This is a genomic window from Vibrio ostreicida (genome assembly GCF_013074385.2).
GTDB classification, from domain to species: domain Bacteria; phylum Pseudomonadota; class Gammaproteobacteria; order Enterobacterales; family Vibrionaceae; genus Vibrio; species Vibrio ostreicida.
In genome coordinates this window covers 19,177-42,786 of record NZ_JABEYA020000004.1, presented here as the reverse complement: position 1 = coordinate 42,786, position 23,610 = coordinate 19,177, and the positions used below count along the sequence as shown (strand labels likewise).

Annotated in this window: 15 protein-coding genes and 1 pseudogene; 5 read left to right on the top strand and 11 right to left on the bottom strand. The window is 45.6% G+C overall.

Annotation, left to right across the window (positions count from 1 at the left end; genetic code table 11):
* The first annotated feature begins 82 nt into the window (after positions 1 to 82).
* Positions 83 to 2,398, top strand: coding sequence for a methyl-accepting chemotaxis protein (locus HLM86_RS08300; RefSeq protein WP_170882585.1), 2,316 nt, complete (start codon positions 83 to 85; stop codon positions 2,396 to 2,398).
* Positions 2,399 to 2,737: 339 nt separating this feature from the next.
* The gene (locus HLM86_RS08295) at positions 2,738 to 3,961 is read left to right on the top strand and encodes a multidrug effflux MFS transporter (protein ID WP_254868781.1); all 1,224 of its coding nucleotides are present in this window, start codon (positions 2,738 to 2,740) and stop codon (positions 3,959 to 3,961) included.
* A 159-nt stretch (positions 3,962 to 4,120) separates the two neighbouring features.
* On the opposite strand, the gene HLM86_RS08290 is transcribed toward HLM86_RS08295, so the two are convergent.
* The gene (locus HLM86_RS08290) at positions 4,121 to 5,020 is read right to left on the bottom strand and encodes a LysR family transcriptional regulator (RefSeq protein WP_170882640.1); all 900 of its coding nucleotides are present in this window, start codon (positions 5,018 to 5,020) and stop codon (positions 4,121 to 4,123) included.
* A gap of 102 nt (positions 5,021 to 5,122) precedes the next feature.
* Here HLM86_RS08290 and HLM86_RS08285 point away from each other — a divergent pair, with 102 nt between their 5' ends.
* Both HLM86_RS08285 and HLM86_RS08280 read left to right on the top strand, forming a co-directional pair.
* The gene (locus tag HLM86_RS08285; RefSeq protein ID WP_170882584.1) at positions 5,123 to 6,325 is read left to right on the top strand and encodes an MFS transporter; all 1,203 of its coding nucleotides are present in this window, start codon (positions 5,123 to 5,125) and stop codon (positions 6,323 to 6,325) included.
* A 196-nt stretch (positions 6,326 to 6,521) separates the two neighbouring features.
* Entirely contained in the window at positions 6,522 to 7,286 is a 765-nt protein-coding gene (locus tag HLM86_RS08280; RefSeq protein WP_076589564.1) for a transcriptional regulator, read from the top strand.
* 447 nt (positions 7,287 to 7,733) lie between these two features.
* Here the strand turns inward: HLM86_RS08280 and HLM86_RS08275 are convergent, their stop codons facing one another.
* The 6 genes and pseudogenes from HLM86_RS08275 to HLM86_RS08250 all read right to left on the bottom strand — a co-directional run bounded on the left by HLM86_RS08275 (position 7,734) and on the right by HLM86_RS08250 (position 18,833).
* Positions 7,734 to 8,921: a DUF3103 domain-containing protein gene (locus tag HLM86_RS08275; RefSeq protein ID WP_076589563.1), complete on the bottom strand. Its 1,188-nt coding sequence runs from the start codon at positions 8,919 to 8,921 to the stop codon at positions 7,734 to 7,736.
* A gap of 746 nt (positions 8,922 to 9,667) precedes the next feature.
* The gene (locus HLM86_RS08270; RefSeq protein WP_170882583.1) at positions 9,668 to 12,094 is read right to left on the bottom strand and encodes a M9 family metallopeptidase; all 2,427 of its coding nucleotides are present in this window, start codon (positions 12,092 to 12,094) and stop codon (positions 9,668 to 9,670) included.
* A gap of 180 nt (positions 12,095 to 12,274) precedes the next feature.
* Complete coding sequence (locus HLM86_RS08265) at positions 12,275 to 13,216, bottom strand: chromosome segregation ATPase (protein ID WP_170882582.1); 942 nt, start codon at positions 13,214 to 13,216, stop codon at positions 12,275 to 12,277.
* Positions 13,216 to 14,541: a sphingomyelin phosphodiesterase gene (locus tag HLM86_RS08260; RefSeq protein WP_170882581.1), complete on the bottom strand. Its 1,326-nt coding sequence runs from the start codon at positions 14,539 to 14,541 to the stop codon at positions 13,216 to 13,218. The genes HLM86_RS08265 and HLM86_RS08260 overlap by 1 nt, the downstream gene beginning before the upstream one ends.
* 300 nt (positions 14,542 to 14,841) lie before the next feature.
* Positions 14,842 to 17,201 (bottom strand): annotated as a pseudogene (locus HLM86_RS08255) (collagenase).
* A gap of 288 nt (positions 17,202 to 17,489) precedes the next feature.
* On the bottom strand, positions 17,490 to 18,833 hold the full coding sequence (locus HLM86_RS08250; RefSeq protein ID WP_076589652.1) for a DEAD/DEAH box helicase: 1,344 nt from the start codon (positions 18,831 to 18,833) through the stop codon (positions 17,490 to 17,492).
* 350 nt (positions 18,834 to 19,183) lie between these two features.
* Between HLM86_RS08250 and HLM86_RS08245 the strand changes: the two genes are divergently transcribed.
* Positions 19,184 to 19,411 carry an Lpp/OprI family alanine-zipper lipoprotein gene (locus HLM86_RS08245; protein WP_076589558.1) on the top strand — a complete coding sequence of 76 codons (228 nt, stop codon included), beginning with the start codon at positions 19,184 to 19,186 and terminating at the stop codon, positions 19,409 to 19,411.
* A 269-nt stretch (positions 19,412 to 19,680) separates the two neighbouring features.
* On the opposite strand, the gene tpx is transcribed toward HLM86_RS08245, so the two are convergent.
* The 4 genes from tpx to HLM86_RS08225 all read right to left on the bottom strand — a co-directional run bounded on the left by tpx (position 19,681) and on the right by HLM86_RS08225 (position 23,610).
* Entirely contained in the window at positions 19,681 to 20,187 is a 507-nt protein-coding gene (tpx, locus tag HLM86_RS08240) for a thiol peroxidase (protein WP_076589557.1), read from the bottom strand.
* Positions 20,188 to 20,483: 296 nt separating this feature from the next.
* Positions 20,484 to 21,404 (bottom strand): L,D-transpeptidase family protein, encoded by a 921-nt coding sequence (locus HLM86_RS08235; protein WP_076589556.1) that lies wholly within the window; start codon positions 21,402 to 21,404, stop codon positions 20,484 to 20,486.
* Position 21,405: 1 nt separating this feature from the next.
* Positions 21,406 to 22,821, bottom strand: coding sequence for a deoxyribodipyrimidine photo-lyase (phrB, locus tag HLM86_RS08230; RefSeq protein WP_170882580.1), 1,416 nt, complete (start codon positions 22,819 to 22,821; stop codon positions 21,406 to 21,408).
* A gap of 3 nt (positions 22,822 to 22,824) precedes the next feature.
* Positions 22,825 to 23,610 carry a MerR family transcriptional regulator gene (locus HLM86_RS08225; protein WP_170882579.1) on the bottom strand — a complete coding sequence of 262 codons (786 nt, stop codon included), beginning with the start codon at positions 23,608 to 23,610 and terminating at the stop codon, positions 22,825 to 22,827.

The following is a 23,610-nucleotide window of genomic DNA, read 5'->3' as shown; positions in this document are numbered from 1 at the left end:
ACGCATGCATATAGTTCTACTATTTCATTGTTTTAAAGGGACATAACAATATTGCTCTCACCGAAGCAAATGGAGGATCAGCATGTCATTAAAGTTCAGGATTATCATCGCTATTTTAGCGTCAATAGTTCTTTCGCTCGTTGCCAGTACCAGCATCAATACATACCTGTCGACTGAAGAAATGAGAACCGTGCTGTTACAGCAGTCACGCGAGAGGCTGACCACATCCAAAGAATTGGTGCGTGCAGAGGTAGAAAACTATTTTTCGGTGATTGAGAATCAGATTACCGCTCTGGCAAACAATGTCGCAACAAAAGAAGCAATGAGTGACTTTAACCGCTCTTTTTTAAATTATGAAACGCAGCAGCCTGTGGCAGAAGGTTATCAAAATAAAGTCGAGAATTACTATACGCAGCAATTTGCGAAGCAATATAGCCAGTCGAATCAGGATACCGCCGACACATCGCAAATGTTATCCTCTCTGCCTGCTATCTCATTCAAAATGCAGTATGACTTTATCGCCAGCAACCCTAACCCTTTGGGTAACAAAGATAAGCTTGCGAGCCTCAATAACGGCACTCAGTACGATCAAGATCATCAGCGCTACCATGATACGTTTCGATCCTTCCTTCAAACCTTTGGTTACTATGATATATTTCTGGTAGAACCTAAGAATGGTTACATTGTCTACAGTGTCTTTAAAGAGCTGGACTTTGCGACTAGCCTGACTCAAGGCCCCTACGCAAACACGGGGATAGGGATCGCGTTCAAAAACGCGCTGTCGCTTCAAAAAGGCGAGGTTTCTTTGACGGATTTTGCCCCTTACTTACCTTCCTATAATGCTCCTGCTAGCTTTATGTCTACGCCAATCTTTCGCCAAGGACAGTTGCACGGTGTTTTGATTTTTCAGATGCCAATTGATGAACTGAACAAATTGATGACGCAGAACGGCCTCTGGAAAGAACATGGCTTTGGTGAATCCGGTGAGATTTACTTGGTGGGCTCAGATAAAACGTTACGCAATGAAAGCCGGTTTTTTATTGAAGATAAAGCTGGGTATTTAGAAGCGTTAAGCAACAATGGCCTCTCCGAGGCAAAGGACATTGAGCTAAAAGACACCAGTATTGCCTTGCAGCCCGTCAATACGTCTGGCGTACAGAGCGCATTAAGCGGTACCAATGGCTTTGATATTTTTGAAGATTATCGCGGTATCCCCGTTCTCTCTGCCTATGGTCCAGTAGAACTCGCGGGACAAAGGTGGGCGATCCTCTCAGAGATTGATGAAGCGGAAGCTTTTGCGCCTAAAGAAAGACTGGGTGATTATATTGTTTACTCAGGAGGTATCACAACGCTCATTATGGTGTGTCTCTTTGGGCTGATTTCTGTTCTTATTATCAGTTATTTACTTAAACCATTGGCAGCCCTAGAGCGCCAATTTATTGCACTGAATTCAGGCGACGCCAACTTGAATACGAGCCTCCAAAGGTCGAGTATTTCTGAATTTGATTCCGTGGCCAAAAATTTCAACACGTTTATTGAAAAAATCAGAATTATTATTGATTCGGTCAAAGCCAGTACTGATATGATCACGTATTCGACCAAAAAGCTCAGTAAGATCACCGAAGGCTCATACAAATCTGCAGAAGATCAAGCCCAGCAAGTTACCGATGTCACAGAGTCAATGAGTCAATTCAACCAAGCATTACAAGAGGTCTCAGAAAGCAGTGCCTCTGCATCCGAATATACCTACCGATGCCGTGAAGTCGCGGTAAAGAATGCGGATCAAGCCGCCCAAGCCGCCGAGCATGTAGAAAAAATGGGGGCTGAGGTAAAAATGGCGGCGGACAAGCTCGGTGAGCTGCAACATGAAGTCGAGAGTATCAATCATATTCTTAAGATTATTACCGGAATCGCAGAGCAGACCAACTTGCTGGCACTCAATGCGGCGATTGAGGCTGCACGAGCAGGTGAAACCGGACGAGGATTTGCTGTAGTGGCTGATGAAGTCAGACAACTGGCCACGAAAACTCAGAACAGTACAGTGGACATTCAAAACAACATTTTAAAGTTAACGAACGTAACGGATTCTACGGTCAATTCAATGCAAAGCAGCAACGTCTCTGCTCAGGAGGGCATCAATTTAGTCAACGAGGTGAGCAACAACCTCAAGGATCTCAGTGTCAGTGTTGAAGAATTATCAACCATAAATGCAACAGTCTCAGCCGCGACGGAGGAACAAAAAGCCAGCTCTAACGGGATTAACGACAGTGTGTCTAGAGTGAAAGGGGCCTCCTCCAACCTGAAAGAAGCGTCAGAGGAAATTGATAATGCGGCCATGGGCCTTGCCCAAGTGTCTGACAGCCTGCAGGAGCTGGTGAATAAATTCAGAGTAGAGTAGTCTCTTCACAGACGCTCTCAGGTGACACCACGCTTTTTGGCAACATCAAAGACGCTCCCTTTGTGCTCATGTTGACTGACATTATTGTCTGCATGGGCATTGCTCTGAACATTAAATATGCCCATTGTTGCTCAATATACTTGTCAAACGATGAAAAAGTGTTACATTTACACCGCACTTATTCACAACTAAGTGACAGGAATGTCATCTGATTGCGTGTGACGCCTCTCTACCCGCAATGTTCCTCGTAGACAACCCCAACCTATTCTCTTGGATACGCCGTTATAATGATTAAAACGGTTAAGCCTCGACTATATAATTATAAAATATGGATTAACGATGTTTCCCATTTCTCATCATGGAAAGTGGTTTCGCTTTCTGATGATATTTGTTTTCGTTGCAGCAGCAGTCGAGACGGATATCTATCTCCCCACCTTCCCAGATATCTTAAATGATATGGACACTAATGCGGTCATGGTGCAGCGCATACTTAGCTTTAATTTCATCGGCATTTGTATCGGTTCCTTATTATATGGACCAATGTCGGATCATTTTGGCCGCAAACCGGTATTAATGTTTGGTTTCACCCTGTTTCTGATATCAAGCTTAGGGTGCACCCTAGCGGGTACGATTGAACAGCTGCTGGCGTTTCGGTTAGTACAAGGCTTTGGGAGCTCCGCTTGTATGATCATCGGTGCAGCCATGGTATTTGACTTGTTTGAAGAAGAAGCCGCTGCCAAACTCGTTGCCGATCTCAACACCTTAGTGGTCAGCTTGATGGCTTTTGCACCGCTTATTGGCGGGTGGATCAATATAAAAATGGGCTATCAGGCTAACTTTATTTTTATTGCCGCTCTTGTAGCAATGTCTGCATTCACGTGCGGGATCTTTCTGCCTGAATCGCTGCCGCCAGCTCGCAGAAAAAGGTTCGCAGGCAAAAGAGTGATGTCTGAGTACACGACCGTAATGTGTTCTGCAACATTTTGGTACAACACACTGGTCACGAGCCTCATCCTAGCTGCTTACATGGTCTATGTTTCGAGTATGTCTCTACTGTATGTTGAGCAATTGCACGTAGAGAAAGAGCACTTTCCATACTATCAGATAGCGACACTCGGCACCTTTGTTGTGGTTAGCCTAAACAACGGACGATTGATCGACATGATTGGGATGGACAAGCTGAAGAATATCGGGCTAGGGGTTGTCTTCATGGCGACTGCCTTGTTTTTTCTGGTCCCTGAAACCGCCTTGTCTTCACCACTCTGGTTGACGGGAATCATGTGCCTGTTTTCAGTGGGTGCAGGGCTCTCTATCGGATTGTTTTTCTCAAAATCGATGCAAGTATTTCCCGACCTTACCGGCGTGGCGGCTTCACTTGTCACAGCAATTAGGTTGATTATCGTCGCGGTTGCAATTGATTTGGCGAGTAATTTCTATGATGGTCGTCCTGAGTCTTTGGTTCAAGCTGTGGCCTCTGTCGTCGTATTGCTCCTTGCCACGACCTTGGCTTATTATGCATACCGCGCCACACAACCCGCCATTGATGATATCACGCCGCTCTAACACCTAAACGGATAGATTCAACCTGATGAGAGCATTGGGTTGAATCTTGTTACCGGCCAATCTAATTACCCTGCCAAGTAATTACCCTGCCTGTCCTCGTTGTTCTTTGTTCTCGTTGTTCTTCTCTGTTCTTATCTCAATACGAGATTGACTGCCCGCTTACTCAGATTGTGTTTTAACTTTTTGTAAATAATCGATAAAAACCGTCACTTTCTTCGCCTGATGCTTTCTTCCTGTATAAAACGCATACAGCACCAGATCCTCTGGCTGAGATTGCAACTCCAGCTCAATTAATCGCCCTTGTTGAAGCTCATGCTCACAACTTTCTTTGGGAAGAATCGCAAACCCAAGGTGGTTAATCGCCGCACTTTTGGCCATATAACCACTGTTAACTTTAAAGGTTGAACGCACAGCCTGTTTGATCGGTTGAGCATCGTGGCCTTTAAAAACCCAAGGCATCCCTTGCAGCGCCGTCAGGCTACTGATGCAAGGAGTCTGCTTCAAATCCTCAAGTGCATAGGGGGCGCCGACTTTGTCTATCAAATCAGGTGAACCCACCACCACACTTTGCCATCGAGCCACTTCCCTCGCCACCCAGCTCTTATCAATGAGCCTTCCACGTCCAAAAGCGAGGATAAGGTCAAACCCATCACAAAGAGCCTCTTTTGGGCTTAAACTGGTTTCGCAACTTAATGATACCGTAGGGTGATCGGTGCAAAATTGTACTGCGGCATCGCCCAAAAAAGGAATATCGGGCATTAATACCCGAAGGTGTCCAGTGACTGACTGCGCATCCAAACGTACCTCTTCTAGCACCTCATTTAGCGAGCATAATAAGTGAACCGTTGAGTGATACAAGTGTTCCCCTGCTGGTGTGGGGGACATACGGCGAGTGGTTCTTTCCAGTAAACGAACATTGAGGCGTTCTTCAAGCAGTGCAACATGTCGACTGACGTTCGATGCAGGCAGACCCAATTGCTCAGCAGCCTGCTTGAAACTATGAAGTTCATACACTCGGTGAAAGCTAAGCAGCCACTGCTGATCTTTAGACTCCATAATTATTATCCCATTTTATGAGCTTATTAAATCAAAATTAGCCACTTTATTGCCAAATATAAATTTATACAATCAATACTTCACGTTTCTATCACGGACTAATTTATGCTCTCTTTACTGGGTTTTCTTCGCTCACCCCCTCACAAATGGGTTTATGCGAGCTTTGCTCTCCATTTCCTCATCGCGCTCGAAGCTTTGGTCATTGTGCCTTTTAGCTCCGCGATTACTCTAAATTTAGGGGCCCTGCCTTCGCAAACCGCATTACTGACCAGCTCGTATGCGATCTCGGCGGCTGCTTCATGTTTGCTCTTTCAAGGTTCCAGCAACCTAGGGCGGGAAACTCAACTATTAAGGGTGTTGCTGGCTGGGCTCACACTCATGACATTGCTGAGCGCCTTCGTCACACACTTCCATGTCTTACTCGGCCTTCGGGTAATGACGGGCTTTTTCGCTGGCGCTCTGGCAGTCATCAATATCAACTATCTGCTACTTCTGAGCAGCGAAAAACATAAAAAACGCAACGCCGCTTTGCTTATGAGCGCCTTTCCATTAGCGCTCGCCGTTGGCGTGCCCACACTGCTGGTTTTCGCGTCGACTGAAAGCTGGCGTTTGGGTTTACAATTGCTTGGAGGCGGTTTTCTGGTCCTTACCGGCTATTTTTTCAGCTCAACCGTGCCTCTCCAATCCCCGCCACAGCATGAGCACTCTGAACTCCTCAATCGCCCTAAGAGAGGCTTAAAACTCGTATATTTTGCAGCTTTACTGATATTTTCCGCCGTTCTCGGCACCTTTGTTGTGTCAACGCAGTTCCCTGTCTTGTTAATACTCAACCTTAAGTTGTCTGATCAAGGCTTAAGCCTTTGTTATACCTTCGGCGGTTGTGGTGCTTTTATGATGATACAAGGCTACGCCCGCGCCAAACTTAACGCTGACGCGATTGGCAGGCTGCTGGTCTTGTTGTCGATTGTCATGGGTGCCTCGGTATGGGTCGGCTTTACGACAAACAATAACTTTACTGCTGCAACGGCCTTTGTCGGGTTTGTGATCTCAAGCTCGGTCCGATCGCTCATTTTAAGCACTGAGCTGATCACCGGTTTACCTGCACAAGCAAGACAAAAGCTGATCAGCCTGCAGGGAGCACTGCAACATTTCGCTATCGGGGTCGGCGGGGGCATCGCTGGCATACTGGTTGAGGCCCAACAGGACTTAAGCTTGGATTTTTCTCGGCTCGTGGCTTTTGCCCCTGCCATCATCGCCGTCACCCCCCTACTTTGGTGGTGGCGCACACGTCTAAACACAAAACACTAAGCCGACCACAAGGATTAAGTCTCAGTACATTCATATTGGCCACGTTAGCGGCTTAACCGAGCGTTAAGTCCCGTTTCAATCAGAGATCGAGGAAATTACCTATAATTGACTAGGTTAGCGCGACTTTATTTCACTTATCGCCGACGGAATGTTGTCCGTCGGATGCAAGCCAAGCCAACCATCAGGACCAAACTCTATGCACATTGGAGCGGATTTTTTACTCGCAGCGCTTCGTTTAAAAATCAAAAGCGAAGGCCTATGTTACAGTCAAATATCAGAAAGAGCGGGCGTGCCTTTATCCACGGTAAAGCGCCATCTCCATAATCCTGCTTTAGGTTTGGATAAAGTGCTGATGTATGCCCACCAGTTGAACAGCGATTTGATTGAACTGACCCAAATCGCGATTCAGATCCAACGTGATAATGAACAATTTCTCTCCGACGAACAGAATGCGTTGTTCGCCGAGCACCCCTATCTACTTGATTTTATTTATCTCATCACCTCACGTAATCAAACGCCGGATGACATCGCCGAACACTATCAGCTGAATGAACACAGTCTGAGATTCTATCTTAGTATTGGTGAGATCCTTGGATACTGGGAAATGCATGGCAACAAAGTGATGTACCACTCAGGCAAACGTTTCATTATGGAGGACGGCAGCGCGCTCGATAAGCTGTTTAAGTCTCGGTTTGAAAAAATATCGATGGCCGATCCCAGGTTGTCTCAAGTCTGTCAGGCTCGAGTCCGGCTGACCAAGGAGCAACAACAGAAACTCGAACAAGAAATCGACCATGCCGTCAGCGAAATGCATGCGGTGAACTGCGCCAATCAAATGGGAGAGCAAACCAATGTGTTACTGAGAATGACGTCAGGGCAACAGATCTATTTTTCCGACGGATTACCCCAAATTAATGGGGAGTTACTGAAGCAGATCGCCGCAAAATTCAAACCAACGTAGCACAGACATGGCCACCCTTTCTATACGCTGGAAACTACGAGCTATCGATGAACAATCATTGACTAAGATCAATGCTTTCAACTTCAAGCAAGTTTGCCAAAAAATCTAATCGGGTATGCAACAGCCAATACAAAGGATATTGTTTTTTGAGCTGGCCCGAGGAAAATGCTGAAATCTTTCACAATAGATTCATCTTTGCCACTTAGTTAAGCGATATCTATGCTGGCGCACGTCTCATAGTATGGGCATTCAAACGACTAGAAGCCGTTCGCCATGCTGTATTGGGTATGGCAAAACCAGACTTTGGTAAATTCACCTTGTATGACATGGTTCACCACATCGCTCAATCATCAGCGCACCACACCATAGAACACAGCATAAGGATGGGTTTAGTGAAATAAAAAAGCGCATATACAAGGTATATGCGCAGCGTCAATTCTGATGGTATTATTCCGTCGGCGAAATGGTCACTGGCGTGAACGTTGCCGTCGCATTACCCCCTGCCCCTGGTCGGCTAACGTAAGGTGTGCTCTGCATAAGTGTATAATATACATCGACAAAATCATCATCATTGGTCATCCAATGGCTTGGGATCACATCAAGGATTTTTCCCGTGATTTGAGCAATAATCGCGTAGCCTTGAACCTCAGGATCAGGGATCATTTTCAAAATTTCCTCAGCCGCTTTTACAAGTTTCTGAGCAAGCTCCTTATAGTTGGTGCCGTCATCACGCTCCATCAATACCATATCAACGGCTCCCCAACGGTAACGAGGCCATAAGATCATGGTTTGCTGTGGATAATAATCTTGCTTGGAATAATCAAGGTAAGGCATTTCAACCAGATCAATTTGCGGCGCAACACGGCTTGGATCGACCCCAGTAATAATGGCGTACACTTCCGCCTTGCCAGAAATCCAAGGTTCTTTATCATCATTCAAGCGAATTTTGGTTAATTGCGTTGTCTTTAATGGTTCAACATCTTGAGTCATTGTCATCCGACTCATTTTGCGTTTCTCAGCCTTACGAGCAAAATCTTGTGTGATCAATTCCGTTCCTTGACCAAGACGTTGCATTTCCGCTTCCATTGCCAATAGACCCGCTCGAAGTTCCTCTGCGCCATTACTATCAACCACAAACACAGGCACATCCGGCATGTCATAGACATCCAACTGATGCACCTGCCCATACACGTCGTATGCCTCCACATACTGCCAGTTTGCATCATCGCCGGAAGGCTCAAAAGCAAACAGTGGGCTTTCCCCATCTTTCCATTCTTGGACCATTGAGGCATCGGCGATACGCAATTCCATAACAGAATCGGTGAACTCACTGATTCCTTTCATATCTCGGTAGCTTTTATCCGCCTTTTGCATCTTCTGGCTAAAGGTGGAATAGGGCTGAGCCGATTGCAAGTCCTCGAGAGGTGTTGCCAAATGCTCTTCACTGATTTGTGATTTAAGTGACGATTCTAAATTGGCATAGCGAGCACTGATTTGCATCGCAAGTGCTTGTTTCTGCTGAGCGACTTTCTCAGCTTGAGAGGGTGTGTTTGCTGTGTTTGAAGGCTTTGCAAGCGACGGAAAGCCAACCACTGCCGTTGCTAGCATCATGCTGATAGTTAGATTTGGTCTCATAAAATGATCCTTATTTTATTTTTTATCAGTTGTAGAGCTTTTGCCCTACCAGAAAAAACTTAACAGCTATATCAACAAGTGGAAGTAAAACGTTTGCTTTTTGTTTCACTTTTCCGCTAAAGATCACTTTTTAAGCAAATAGGGCGAAATTTAATCTTATTTTTATTGAAATTATAAAATTAATAATCCGGTCATTATGCAAGTGACAATATTATTAGCTAAATTAGTATCTTAGGGCAGATGGTTCGACTGTGTTTGAAATGAATCCCGACTGAATCTTACTGAGGGTCGGTGTTTTTGCGCGATATCTCTTTATTTTTAAGGCTTTCTACCCGATTATCAACCAAATTTAGCCCTAAGGCACTGAATCATAAAGTGTATGAATTTTCAGCCACTCTATTATGAGCGAACAATTCATATGCATTTATATACATAAATGGGACCATTTAATGCAGATATAAAAAAAAGCGAGCCTTAAGGGCACGCTTTTTTTTTGTACAATGTGTTTTTCCAGTAAATATCGCACTTCAATCACGCGTAATCACAGTCTCTGGATGTTATCAAACCTTCAATTTAGCCGCCAATTTGGCCGTCACCTTAGCGTTGGTCACACAAGCATCAAAAACACCGCCAGAGAATATCGGTGTAAAAGTAAGGTAATCGGAGCAAAAATCTCACTGATTAGAGTGCACCTTTAATAAAAAAGCGAGCCTTTCGACTCGCTACGGGATACAGCATATTGTCAATCAGTCAATGGCATATAATTCCACTTGACCGCCTTGCTGGTTAGCCTTCAGCGTGACGTAAAGATACCCCGCTTCATCCACGGGCAATTCAAAGTACTCATCACTCCCCGAGCGCTGAGATGACACATCAAAATCATCCTCAGTCGCCCAGCTCTGCGTTCCAACAAAGAGGTCGATGTCACTGCCACGGCTTCCTTTCGCAGACATCCAAAACCTAACCGTCGTCGGCTCCTTAATATAAAGTCCTACATATCGAGTCGCGTTCACGTCCAGTGTTAGGGCTTGGTCAATATCCATCAAAATAGGGGTGAGATCATCTTGCCCTTTTGAGGGGGATCGGGTTTGTGCCGAGCTTGTCACGATAACATTAGAAAATGCTTCACGGGCGGACAGACTAAAGTAATAACGTCCCGGTGCTATGAGACCGTTCTCTTGAGGAGAAAATACGATCTCTTCATCGCTCCCTCGCTGAAAATTGGACACCTGATAATCATAATAATGTGCGACTTTCTGATGGCTAGCGTACAAATCTGCATCCCCATCTCCTTGGATCTTAACCGTCAACTGGGTCACATCATTGCCAACATCGATGTAGAAAAGTGATTCGTCATACTGATTCGCACTAAACGGTTGCGAATCATTCAGTCCAAATTGGCGGATGTCCTGCGAATTGTCAGGCTCTTTACCCCCATCACCGTTACCACCATGGCTATCATCGTTGTCTGTTTGCACACACGGAAGCGTCGCAAGCCACAACTCAAAACTGCTCTTGAGTTCGATTCCCAAGCGTGACACTTCATCACTCCAACGCTCATAATCTCCGCTTCTGGCCAGCTGAAGTAAACGGTCCATTTCTTGCGGATGCTCTTCAAACATAAACCTTACGCCAAGATATCCCCAGCGATAGATGCGATCCAGATCATGTTCATAGGTGGTCGCGAAAACCTCCGCCAATGTCAGCGGTGTTTTACAACTCAAGTTGACCGCCGCGACATAGCCAGAGCGATAATGCATGTATTCTGCAAAACCTTCCAACCACCACACGATGTTTCCACGGCTTAATGTTTCATTAAAGCCACCATACAGGTTAAAACGGCCATCAAGGTAATGCACATATTCGTGTTCTAGATTGAGAATGGAGAGCGCTTCCCCCGACTCAAAGCGATAGGCGATAAAACGTGCAATATTCCCGACTTTACTTGGGTCCCCTTCAAGATATTGACCACCGTTATCCGTACTGTTGCCAAATAGGAAGTTGGAGTAGGACACATAATCCTGATTATCCTGCCAGACCACCACTTCGACTTTGTGATTAAAATCATCCTTAACCGATGTACCACCTGAGTTCACCACCTCATGAAACTCAGTTTCTGTATTAGCTAATACCTCACACGCCTGTTGAGATTGACGCTGCGATAAATTTTGAGAACGAATGATCGCAGGTCCCTGACATAGATAACGATTGGGTAATAACCGTTGTTCAAGCACAAGTTTACTTTGCTTAAGCCCCAAGTCAGCGCCACGTTCTGGCGCATAATGGAGGATCATTTCAGCCGCGGCTACCCATAATATCTCACCCTCGCTGCCAATAGCATTGCGCTCCAATACTCGTTCCATAAAAGACAGCACTCTTTGGCGCAAGCTGTCATCACGGCTGACCAATAACCTTCCGGATTCACGAACAGCGTTGTAAATCAGAAACTCCGCGTCGCTTCCGAGTGCCCAGCGATTATCATTGACAAAGTTTTCAAGCCGCTGAAGGTATTCTGGGTGAGCAATAAACTCTGCGTAAAATTCTTCTCTGACAATATGTCCACTCATCGCCCGAAATAAGTTATTCAAGCCATCGACATACTGAAGATTCTCACTGTTATTGCGATCAAAAGATTCAAGCAGATCTAACATAGGCCCGATAGCCACGGGTAACTGTTTGACACTATCTAGCATCAATGTCATTGCCGACATCGCCTGAACTTGATCGGCATCAGTACTCTCAACATAAGGCAGATTTAGAAAACTCACCGAACTGCCAGCCAAAGCTCGGCTTAATCGTTCAGAATAGTAACCGTAATCGGATTGGGTCGCGTAACGGGAAAAATAGGCCGCCTTAACAAACTCACTGAGGTTCGCAATCAATTTAGCGTGTTCCGCACGGCCCTGATACCCACGTACCTGTTTGGACAGCTCCATTTGGACTTGTTGTATCGATGCTTCACTATACAGGGTCAGTGCCGCTGTTTTCGGTGCATTAAACCACGAGTGATAACAAGACGACTCTGCTTGTGTAATTTTTGGTAGCCAATCAGAAGATTGAGTGAGAGCGTCAAACTCGCACTCCGAGGCGGAAAAAGCATTAAAGCTCGTCCCTGCCAACAACAATGAACTGGCTAGAGTCTTGGCAATACCAAGAGGTTTAGAATATTTCATACTCAACAACGTAATGACCTGATTAATTAAGGCCGCGTTATATCAATGATCAATAGATTAATTAAAACGGGTTAACAGGTAACTTTGAGGCTGGTTCCGATAATTTCCAATCGAATTCAACTGTAAACGTTTACATAAAACTCTTATGTAACAATTGGTTAATTAACCATGCTGCTCATCTCAGTCGTCAGTATAGAAGTGAATTCTAAAGTTGCTGACTTGCTGTTGCCGATACGCTTGCCACTCACTCTCAGGCATAGAGGCGCCCATCGTGGCTCTTTGTTGATCCAAAAACGCATTCAGAGCGGACAATTGGGTTTGATAATCGCTGACTTTTGCGTGTTGACGTTCGACTTGCTGCTCTCTTTCCGTAATGGACCGCGTTTGTTCCTCGGTCAGGTATCGTTGAGCCAACTGTTGTTTTATCTGGCGGTGCTGATGATCAGTGTACTGTTTTGGTATCAAACTGACCCCTTTTTCGTAAAGGGCTTCACTATGGTTAAGCGCAAGGGACGTTGCACTGCCTTGCCACTGGTTAAGTAAGTCCTGATAATCCTGCAGATAATCTTCTGACTCACTTTTTTGTAAAGACTGAGACTCAATACTGAATTCATACAAAGCAAACTGGTCCGAAAAGATAACCTCTGCCAGTTCACCCCATATCTCATTCGCCTGACGTTTTACCTGAGCGACCTTATCATTCAATGGAGTATGCTCATTTAACGACAGATCCCCCAATACCTCTTGCCACTGAGCTTTAAGCTGAGGGTACTGCGCGATAAGGGTGTAACGGGCTTCAGACACTTTCGTCCGCAGACCCACTAAAACCTGCTCGCAGTTACTCTGACGGCGACACGCTATCCACAGAGCTTCTATCGCTTGAATCAAATCTCGCCCTTTGCTGCTGACCAGAAAAGCCGCCATTTCTTCGTTATTCTCATCATGATTTGGGGCGATGGCATCGGAGTCAACCACGCTTACCTTTGCTGGCGTTTCCATGACGATAGGCTGTTGTTGATATCGCTGATGCGGCTCAACGCTAGCCAAACGTGGCTGTGGCCACAGCCAAAAGGGGATGCTTGCTGTAATGGCAAGCATCAAAATAATAACCCCTAATCGCATTATTTAATCACCGCAGCCACGGGAAAATGATCCGAGAGATTGAAGTGCTTCCATAGCTTTTCATCAGTACTACGTGGGACATCGACTCGATTATTGTTGTCCGATTTTACAGCATATTCATTGCTGACCATCACATAGTCGAGGTACTCCACATTTTCTCCACCAGACACCGGATCCCCTGCAAAATCGTTGATACGAGGATCAAATGTCGATTCCGTATAACCGGTATACTGGGGTTCAATCGCGCTCAGGTTCGCCAACATCTGTTGATAATCTCCGGGAAATTTGCGTTTATTGACATTAAAATCGCCACTATAAACAACCGTCTCGTGATCAGGAATGGTTAGGGATGTCGCCAATGCCCGAATTTGTTTAAACTGACGTTGTCTGTTGGTACGAGCCGTGTCGGTATCATATGATGCAGTATGGGTGGCGAAGACATGATAGGCTTTCCCTCCTTTGATCACCTCCGCATAGTTCACGCCCTTGTCAGCAAAGCAGTCGGTTCCGCTGCAATCGGGGAACACGTACTGGGCTTGATTGACGATCGGATAACGGCTAACAATCATCACGCCACCATCATAAATATTGAACCCGTCTTTATTAAGCATTTTAGTTTGATAAGGGTATTCTTGGGCTAATTCTCTCAGGAACCGATCACGACCACTCGCAAACACTTCCTGCAATGCCAACACATCATAACCTTTCACATATTCTGGAATAACGTCGTAGCGATCATTGATGTGGGAAGCAATCGCTGGCAAAGCCCAAATGTTGTAGGTCATCACTTTCAGTATGTTGTCATCCGGTTCGACAACCTCGTCTATTTTCTGTGGTGTGATCGTGTAGTACACATCATCATAGCGTGCTGTATTGTCAGATTTAAACGCTAGCTCTGCCGGACGCTCACCAAATGACGAGGTGGTATATCGATGTACTTTGCGATCATCTTTGAGTGACAGCTCGACATCGGATGAAGATACGCCAAAATCGATAGTCGAATTATACCAGTGTCCTTCCATCACCTGATTCAACACCACACTCTCACCCATAGCATTGGAGACCACGGTATTAAAACGATATGTTTCGCCTGACTCTACGCCTTCCCAACGATTGAAGCTCACAACCTGTTTTGTTTCCCATGGCCCAAGTGTCTGGGTATGTTGTTGCCACTCATCGCCATATTTGAGTAGATCTGAACCTTCATGGCTGACCTGAATGGTCAGCATTTGGTCGGAATTGTTGGTCAAGTACACATCGGTATCCGCGAGAACAGGCGCCGCAGCTAATGACACCAATAAGATTTTCCACTGCATAACATTCATTCTACTTTCCTTGTCTTTGTTTGTTGACTCGAAGCTATAATAAATAGGTTGCACATTTGTTATAGGTATGTGACAAAGAAGAATTCACGTAAGTTAATGAAATTATGTGATCTTGCTAGGGGTTTATCTCTCATCTTTCAGGTCAAGCGCTCATTAGTCCAATCCACTAGTAACTCATTCACTCTTGTATTGAGCGTGGCCGAAGCTTCAGTGACGCACACGAAAAACCTTCACCTCCAATCGACTTCATCATCGAGTCGAACCCTGACCTTCAGCCCCCCACTAAAGACGCGTAAGTCATCATGGTTCTCGGCAGCTCGGCTCATCAAAATCAACCACGATCGCCGCATGATTAAAGTCACCAGAGATTTTAATATAACCCCAATAACCCGTTTGCTGGGACAAGCGAATGCATTCTGCGTTTCCCGGGTTATCAGACCAGCCATCCACATTAGTCCCTAACTCATTTGGCCAACCCGAATTACTGTACTCAACCTTAAGATCACCCGTCCCATTGGCCGACGTCAAAGCGATCGTGCTCGGCTGATTTACCCCTGCGACACTGAGCCAGATAGGAGATTGCGCCGCAAGACACTGCGCGGTGCCCGGTTCCAAGCGGCCCCCATTGATGGTATCCCGCACAGCACAATCATTCGGAAGAGGTGTGCGGTGTTCGCCTCCGTACTGCTCACTCCATCACCAAACTCCCAGTAGTAAGCGGAGATCTGACCATCTTGGTCCGAACTGCCTTCACTGCTAAAGAATATGGATTCACCCGTTTTGCCTGGGTTATTGAACTTGATGACTGCCGTAGGCGGCGTCTGGTTTGCATCATCGACCAGTTGCTGTTGCCATTGCTCAAATTCGTCTTGATACGCGAGTGACCAGCTATCGACTCTCACTTTGTATTGGGCCCAATTTCCTTTACGGGTCATCGTCAGCATTTGGTTTATCTCTGCCTTATGTCGCTCAAACATAAAACGGACAGCCAAATAACCCCAGCGATAGATTCGGTCAACATCAAAACCCTCATAGGTGGTTTCAAATACCTCATCGAGTGTGTAGGTCGAGCCATCAATTATGGTGTCGATCGCCTCCTGATTGTTATCCTGTTGGGCGATATACTCGGCAATCCCTTCACTCCACCAAACTACCTTTTCAGTCGGATGATTAAAATCACCGTACATATCAAATCGACCATCCAAATAGTGGACATATTCATGCTCTAGGTTCCACACATAATGATCAGGGTTGGCATAGTCAGCCTCATAAGCAATAAAATTAGGGACATTGTCAGGCTTGGACGGGTCACCTTCGAGGTACATTCCCCCATTATTGGTATCAATACCAAAAATGGGACCAGCATATTTACTGTACGCATCACTGCTGTCAAAGATATTCACCTGAAGCTGGGTATTGTGGTCGTCGGCAACCGGTTGATTACCGGTTTCTAGGCGCTGATGAAAATCACCGTCTTCATACCCCATTTTATCGCACGCCGCCTGATGCTGTGCTGTCGTCATCGCCTGCGACAAGATGCGTACACTCGGGCTACAAGAATAGCTTTGGGCCAAAACCAAGGGTTTGAGTTGTTGTCCAAAATTACAAATACGATATTCTGCACAGTCGGAATAATAGGAAGCGGTATAAGCCGCCCCTAACCAGACCGCATCACCAAATCCATACATTTCATATTGTTCAAAGAGCTGCCCCAGCGCGGTCTTGACACGGCCACTAATCGCCACATTTTTATATTGGGTTAAGCGCCCCAGCTCACGGCCAGCGTTAGCGGTCATGAACTCATCGTCACGCCCAATAGAATCTCCACTCCTTACAAAGCGCGATAACGCTTTGACTAACTCAGACTGCTGACCAATGATATCAACATATTGTTCATTCCAACTCCCGCCGTAAAGTATCGTAAAAACACTATTTACCGCACTTCGCATGTACCAGCTCTGTGCATAATTCGCATCCCAACGCTTTAGCCATTGGGTGACTTCTTCAAGGTAAGCATGCTGTAGTCCGGCACTGTCCATTGTGATCATGACTTCCGTCAGAACTTTACCGTGTGCATCACTATTGTTGTAAAAATGCGGGCTGGCAACAAACTCATCGATAGAGGCTTGAACTGCAGGTTTTACCCAAGCAGCCAACGTTATATTGTCGTTGTAAAATGCCGCATAAAAACCTGCTCTTAGATAAAGATACAAGGCCTCTAAGCCATCATTGCCGTTTCCTTGATAGTGTTTTGCCTGCTGCGCGGTGTAATTGGCCACGTCACGCATGTTGTTTGAGGAAAAAGCCACTTCCTGAATGCTACTTTGCGCCGAAAACAGTCCATTAATACATCCAGCACCCTGAGAAATTAGCTCACTAATAAGACGTTTGCTGTCTGACGTAGACAAGGCTTCAAGATCACACTGACGGCTTAAAGCAGAAGGTTGCTCTTCCGTATGCGGGAATGTGACGGTTAGCTGGGTTGGCTGATAGTCTAATGGTAAATTTTCAATACCATGAACCCGCTCATCATTGTGCTCATGGTGACGTTCAATGACCTGTGGAACGGGTACATTGGAGGCTAAGGTTTGGCCAATGAACAAAACACTGGCACTGATTAGGACTCTAGCGACTGCACCTGGGGGGATATTCAGTTTCATTATTGTTGTTCTCTTTGAGTTCCAGTAAACGTGCCTAACGGCCGGCACAGCGAAGGGTCATCAGACCCACCTTCACTCTAGACAAAGAAAAACAACGCAGAAAAAAATGAGGACAACTTAATTATCCGGTCTCAGTTTATAGTCTGGGAAGACCCAGAAACCTGTGCTCAGACAAAACGTTCCTCTGTAAAGACAATATAGGCTACTCGTTTAATATCAATTCCGCTGGATAGACCAAACAGAACGCAGACGAAATAAAAAAGCCACCAGATAAGGTGGCTTACTCGATTACTCGTCGTCGACTTTTGGGGCGACTTTCTTTTTAGGTATGAAGACGGTATCACCCACTGCAACATGTTGATAAAAGCTTTTATCTCTCTTCGCTGGCTTTTTCGCCGCCTTTTTCGCGTTTGGTTTGGTTTTCTTAGTGGCTTTGTTACCGCCGCGATAGTCAGCTTTGGCTGGTTTTAGGCCTTTAAACTTACCTTTAAGACCTTCCAGTTCAGAAAAGTTGAGGTCTTGGTGCAAGTAGGCTTCTACGCGTTTGAAGCTATCCCAATCTTTAGGGCCAACCAAGGAGATTGCATCCCCTTTATTCCCAGCTCGACCGGTTCGTCCAACGCGATGAACATACTCTTCCGTATGCTTCGGCATATCAAAGTTAATCACATGGGTCACCGTAGCAATGTCCAGACCACGAGACGCGACATCGGTTGTCACCAGAATTTTAAACACGGCACGCTCAAACTGACTCATGATGGTATTACGCTGTGTCTGATTAAGGTTACCACTTAGCGCAATGGCCTTGAGTTTTTGAGCATTCAGCTTATCGGTCAGACGCTCAGTATCCACTCGGGTGGCGGTAAAGATAATCAACTGCTTATACTCAGCTTCCTCAAGGATGCGTTGTAAAATGGCTTCCTTGTGGTCGAGGTGATCACAAAGATAGAAACGCTGGGTAATGTCTTTGTGCTCTTCATTTGAAACACCGATCGCAATCCGTTTTGGCGCATCCAGCATTTCAGCGGCAATACCATTCACTTCAGCATGATCAAGCGTGGCCGAAAACATCAATGTCTGGCGACGTCGGTGTTTGGCTGCCGCATTGATCCGACGAAGCTCGGGCGCAAACCCGAGATCCAACATACGGTCAGCCTCATCCAGAATCAAGGTTTCCAGACCTTCAAGATACAAAGAACGGTGTTCAAGATGATCGGCTAATCGTCCTGGGGTTGCGACAATAAACTTAGGATAACGGCGCAAAGCGTTAACCTGATCATTGAAGTTTTCACCACCGACAATCAAAGTCGCATCATAGGATAGGCCACCGAGCATGGTACGCAGCTCCCCATAAACCTGCTTCGCCAATTCACGAGTTGGGGCTAGAATGACGCCACGAGGGTCTCTGGCAGAAAAGGACTTGTTCTTTAACGACTTGTGGAGCATAGGAAGCACAAACGCCAATGTTTTTCCTGAACCAGTTTTCGATGAAGCCAACAGATCTTTACCAGCAATCGACACCGGAATGGCTTGTTGCTGTATCTCTGTCGCCTTCTTGAAAGCAAGGTGGTTGAGGTTTTTCAGTAAGCGGTTATCCAAGCCTAAATCTTTAAAGTGCAAAGTACTCTCCAAGTTAATATGTGCGAGTAAGCCGTGCTTAAAGAATGGCTCAAACGCAAAAAATTTCAAAAACGCGACATGATACCGTGAAAGCTCAGTACAGGATAGCGATCACATAAAATTATCTCACCTTGCATGATTTGGTCTTAAGTTGCTTTCAGGCATCAACTCTCAATCCCTTTTCCAATGAGAGATAACTCTACTAATTGAAATTTTGTCTAAACTCTTGGCTAGTTTTGACTTTTTTATGCATTTTGCAGTCTAGAATCATGTCTAATGTCTACGCTTTATTAATCGTCACTATATAAGCAAAATATAGTAGACACCCTTTATTTGATACCTAACAGCCAAGGAGTTCATCCATGAACAAAATGTTGATCGCAGCAGCGGCATCTTCTGTACTTTTTCTAGCCGGTTGTGCGTCCGGAACCAATGGAGCCACCTCTGCAAAACTTGATGAGCTGAGTAATCAGGTCAGCCAACTGAGTAAAGATGTAAAAGCCCTTCAATCTGACGCGATGTCCGCGCAGGAAGAAGCCGATCGCGCCAACGATCGTATCGACAACATTGCTCAGTCTTATACTAAGTAAGATTAACGAATTTAAATAGCCATTTATAATCAATGAGTTAACTAATAACCAAACGATAATTGGCGATATATTGGCGGCTTAATCTCATGCCGCCACTTTTGCCTTTATGTTTGTGTCACTAAATCGGGCCAATACGATCGACTGCGTAAGGTTAACCAGATAAGCTTTTGCTTGGACACGGATCTCATCCTGCGGTTTTCTGAGTGACATCAAAGCTGGCCAGTGACCACGTTGATGCCAAGAGCCCCATCAATACAAACACTCCTCCATTAGTTTTCACCTTGAACAACGTTTAAAACGCTGTCGTAATCAGGTTCTTCAGTAATTTCCGAGACCAATTGTGCGTGTATAACTTTCCCGAATTCATTCACAACAAGTACCGCACGGGAGGCCAATCCGCGCAAAGCGCCTTCTTTGATCAGCACACCCATATCGTTGGCAAAATTTGAATGACGGAAGAAAGAAGCAACCGTGATATTTTCAAGACCGTCCGTGTCAACAAAACGCGCTAACGCAAACGGCAAATCAGCAGAAACGCAAAGGACAGCGGTGTTCTCCATTTTTTCAGCAAGCGTGTTGAAGGCGCGGCAACTGTTCGCGCATACGGGCGTATCAATACTTGGAAAAATATTAATGATAACCTTTTTGCTTTCAAATCTATCCAGACCAAAATCGGACAGATCTTTATCGCATAATTCAAACGATGGAAGTAGCTTACCTTGCTGTGCAAAGACTCCGGATAATGCAACGGTTTGGCCTAAAAATGTTACGGACATACTTACCTCTAGTGATTTCAAAAAAATATCTGATTAAGAGTGTTCCTGCCAACGCTTAGGTGTCTCTCTTATCGATAGTGAGACGACAGGGAACAGACTCTATTTTTCCAAAAACGACCCGATATGCCCAATAAACCTCTATGAATATTTATAATACGATCAACAATGAATAAGGCATTGATTACAAGAAAGATAAAGTGGACGTCTTATTTGTCTATTCACAAAAGTTTATCTCTGTGTCCAGTTAAGCAGATGCCAACCTCCCCCTTTCCATTCTCAAAAGTGAGCCCCCCTATTCAATCGACGGCACTAGATACCGTCAAATCTGGAGACACCACCTCTATCGGCACACCATTCTCTGCTAAAATGGCGGCACGGGCTTTAGAATCTGAAAAGTTAAACTCGTCTAACCACCATTTCAATGCTTGCGGGATTTCTAAATCAATTTGACTGCCATCGCTTCTTGTCAGCGGCTCGTGCGCTTCAAGAAAAACACTGCGATCAGGTTCCAACGCCACTTTTACGGGTTGGTTGATGACGCGGACTTTTTCTCCACGTTTCACTCTAGGAAATAGCCAATCGATATCCTCAGGATCCATACGAATGCATCCCGCACTCACTCGCAAACCAATACCAAACTCTTTATTGGTCCCATGAATAAGGTACTCGCCAATACCATAGGCCAAACGCATCGCGTAGTCTCCGAGTGGGTTATCTGGGCCAGATGGAACAACAGCAGGAAGGGTAATGCCTTTTTCACGGTACTCTTTACGAATCGACTTGGGGGGCGTCCACGTTGGGTTGACGCGTTTTTGACTAATAGACGTTACCATTTCTGGCGTATCCCGCCCAACTCGCCCAATCCCCACAGGGAAAATATCAACCTGATTCTTGGTTGGCTGAAAGTAATATAATCTTAACTCAGCAAGATTAATCACGATACCATCACGTGGAACGTCCGGGAGTATAATGCGTGTCGGGATCGTCAAGACATAATCTTTTGCCGGCAGAAATGGGTCAATACCTTTGTTAGCGGCCATTAGAGTCAGAAAACCTACATCATACTGCTTTGCAATATCGGCGATGGTGTCACCACTTTGTACTTGGTGATATTGTGTCCGTCCCACCAGACTGCTGCCCTCTGGTGGCAATTCATATGTCGCCGCCAGTAGTGACGCGCTAAAACCCCCACAAAGAGCCAGCATGTATCGCAGCATCTCACGTTCCCTTTGCTTGTTTGTAATGGCTTAAGGTTACTTCTCTTTCTGTCTTGTGATCAACAATCGGTGCCAGATATGACAAGCTTTTAACACCACTCCACTTCCAAGGCTGATGTATAAATTTGTCGGGGACTGGGGTCAGTTCGGGGACCCATTTCCGGACAAAACGCCCGTCGGGATCAAACCTCTCACCCTGAGTCGTCGGATTGAAAATACGAAAATATGGTTGGCCATCACATCCAGTTGACGCGCACCACTGCCAGCCTCCATTGTTCGCCGCGTAATCCCCATCAACCAGTTTACTCATAAAATAGCGCTCGCCAACTTTCCAGTCAACGTGAAGATCTTTCGTCAGAAAACTGGCCACGATCATTCTCAATCGGTTGTGCATCCATCCTGTCTGGTTAAGCTGTCGCATTGCCGCATCAACAATCGGATAGCCCGTTTGACCGCGTTTCCATGCTTGTATTTTTGCAGGATCGTTATCCCATATCAGACGTTCTCCCCACTCCAGAAAAGCACGTCCTTTACTCAATTTGGCTTCAAAGTGAATCAAATGCTGATAAAATTCACGCCAAACCAATTCACTTTGCCAAACTTCACGTCCTTGGCTGAACGGCGAAGTTTGCCCTTGCTTAAGACGCGCTAAGCACTGCCTGACTGACAAGGCGCCAATGGCAAGATAAGGCGAAAGCTGGCTGGTCCCCGCCATTGCTGGAAAATCTCTGTGATGGTCATACTGATCCACACGATGGTGTTCAAAATCCCGCAACTTCTGAATGATCGAGGCGGTATCAATAACATAATGAGCACTAGATTGACGCGGGTAATGAAAAGGTATTTGCTCTGAAACCGTCATACAGCCGAGATAATCTAATGGCTGGCTAGGTGACACCAAAGTCGGTTTTCTGACCTCAAAACCTGCATGATCCAATTTGGCCAAATACGCTCTTTTAAACGGCGTAAACACCTTAAAGTAATGCCCTTGCTGATTAAGTACAGTGCCAGGTGCGAGTACACACTTATCGTCTATCGCTGTATATTCAACACCCGATTTCGCTAATTGTTCGCTCAGTGACTGGTCTCGAACTTGCTCATTCCACTCATACTCTTTATTCAACCAAACCTTTTTTGCGTTTAAATTGACTGCCAATTCAGCAACCCAATCGCTGCTTTCTCGAAAGGAATCCACTTCGTTATACAAAAAAGGAATGTGCAGTGCTTCCAGCTCTTTCTGGAGTACTTGTAACCTCCGATAGATGAGATCCGCCTGAATCGGTGCCAAGCCATGTTCCTGCCATGACTGAGGAGTTGCGACAAAGACGCACACCACAGGTTGGCCGGCATTTATCGCATTAATCAGTGCCGAGTTGTCCAGCGTTCTTAAATCACGTCTTAGCCAAACTAGATGCATGGTTTATCCCTGTAACCGTCTCAAAATATCAGACAAAATGATTTTACCGGAGAAAGTGTCGTGGAGTTGCCTTATGAACCCCAGTTGATGATCGCTGATAGAATGGTCGCTATAGACACTTATCATTGAAAACTCCCGTACCCGTGGGTGAGTCACTAGCCCAGACAGATCATCAACACCATCAATCAACGTCATATTCTGGCCCTCTTCGACTAATCTAAGGGCAGCTAAGCGAGCCCCTAAATCAGCCTGACCTTCAAAACTAATAAACAAGCACTTGCCCTCTCGCGCCGCTTTATTCTCTGCTTCGATAATCGAATTCAGCTTGTTAAACATTAGGGTATTGAACAGCCCCAACTGTATGGACCGTAAATTTTGTCGGACCAGAGACAATGCATTGAGTATCGGTTGGATGAACTGTGTTTCAACAACGTTTAGAGGGTATTCTTTCATCACCGAGTGAATCAATGTCTCCGCTCTGCCTTTGTTGAGATTGGCCAACGCATCCAACACCGACTCTACATCCTCCAAATAAAGCGGGGAGGCCACCATGGTCTCCTGAACACTTTCTCCTCCTTCAAGCAGAGATTTCACTTTGCCAATGGACACCCCTTTATTTAACCAACTTTGTATGTCATTGATCCTCTGAAGATGCTGTTCTGAGTAAAGTCGATGGCCTTTCTCAGTACGTTCAGGCTCAATTAGGCTATAACGGCGCTGCCACGCCCTCAGAGTGACGGGTTTGACACCAGTCAGGTCTGATATTTCTCTTATTGCGTATTTCTTCAT

Excerpts from the sequence above, each read along its gene's own strand:
- HLM86_RS08300 (WP_170882585.1), top strand. The coding sequence starts at position 83 with ATGTCATTAAAGTTCAGGATTATCATCGCTATTTTAGCGTCAATAGTT.
- HLM86_RS08295 (WP_254868781.1), top strand. The coding sequence starts at position 2,738 with ATGTTTCCCATTTCTCATCATGGAAAGTGGTTTCGCTTTCTGATGATA.
- HLM86_RS08285 (WP_170882584.1), top strand. The coding sequence starts at position 5,123 with ATGCTCTCTTTACTGGGTTTTCTTCGCTCACCCCCTCACAAATGGGTT.
- HLM86_RS08280 (WP_076589564.1), top strand. The coding sequence starts at position 6,522 with ATGCACATTGGAGCGGATTTTTTACTCGCAGCGCTTCGTTTAAAAATC.
- HLM86_RS08275 (WP_076589563.1), bottom strand. The coding sequence starts at position 8,921 with ATGAGACCAAATCTAACTATCAGCATGATGCTAGCAACGGCAGTGGTT.
- HLM86_RS08270 (WP_170882583.1), bottom strand. The coding sequence starts at position 12,094 with ATGAAATATTCTAAACCTCTTGGTATTGCCAAGACTCTAGCCAGTTCA.
- HLM86_RS08265 (WP_170882582.1), bottom strand. The coding sequence starts at position 13,216 with ATGCGATTAGGGGTTATTATTTTGATGCTTGCCATTACAGCAAGCATC.
- HLM86_RS08260 (WP_170882581.1), bottom strand. The coding sequence starts at position 14,541 with ATGAATGTTATGCAGTGGAAAATCTTATTGGTGTCATTAGCTGCGGCG.
- HLM86_RS08245 (WP_076589558.1), top strand. The coding sequence starts at position 19,184 with ATGAACAAAATGTTGATCGCAGCAGCGGCATCTTCTGTACTTTTTCTA.
- tpx (WP_076589557.1), bottom strand. The coding sequence starts at position 20,187 with ATGTCCGTAACATTTTTAGGCCAAACCGTTGCATTATCCGGAGTCTTT.
- HLM86_RS08235 (WP_076589556.1), bottom strand. The coding sequence starts at position 21,404 with ATGCTGCGATACATGCTGGCTCTTTGTGGGGGTTTTAGCGCGTCACTA.
- phrB (WP_170882580.1), bottom strand. The coding sequence starts at position 22,821 with ATGCATCTAGTTTGGCTAAGACGTGATTTAAGAACGCTGGACAACTCG.
- HLM86_RS08225 (WP_170882579.1), bottom strand. The coding sequence starts at position 23,610 with ATGAAGAAATACGCAATAAGAGAAATATCAGACCTGACTGGTGTCAAA.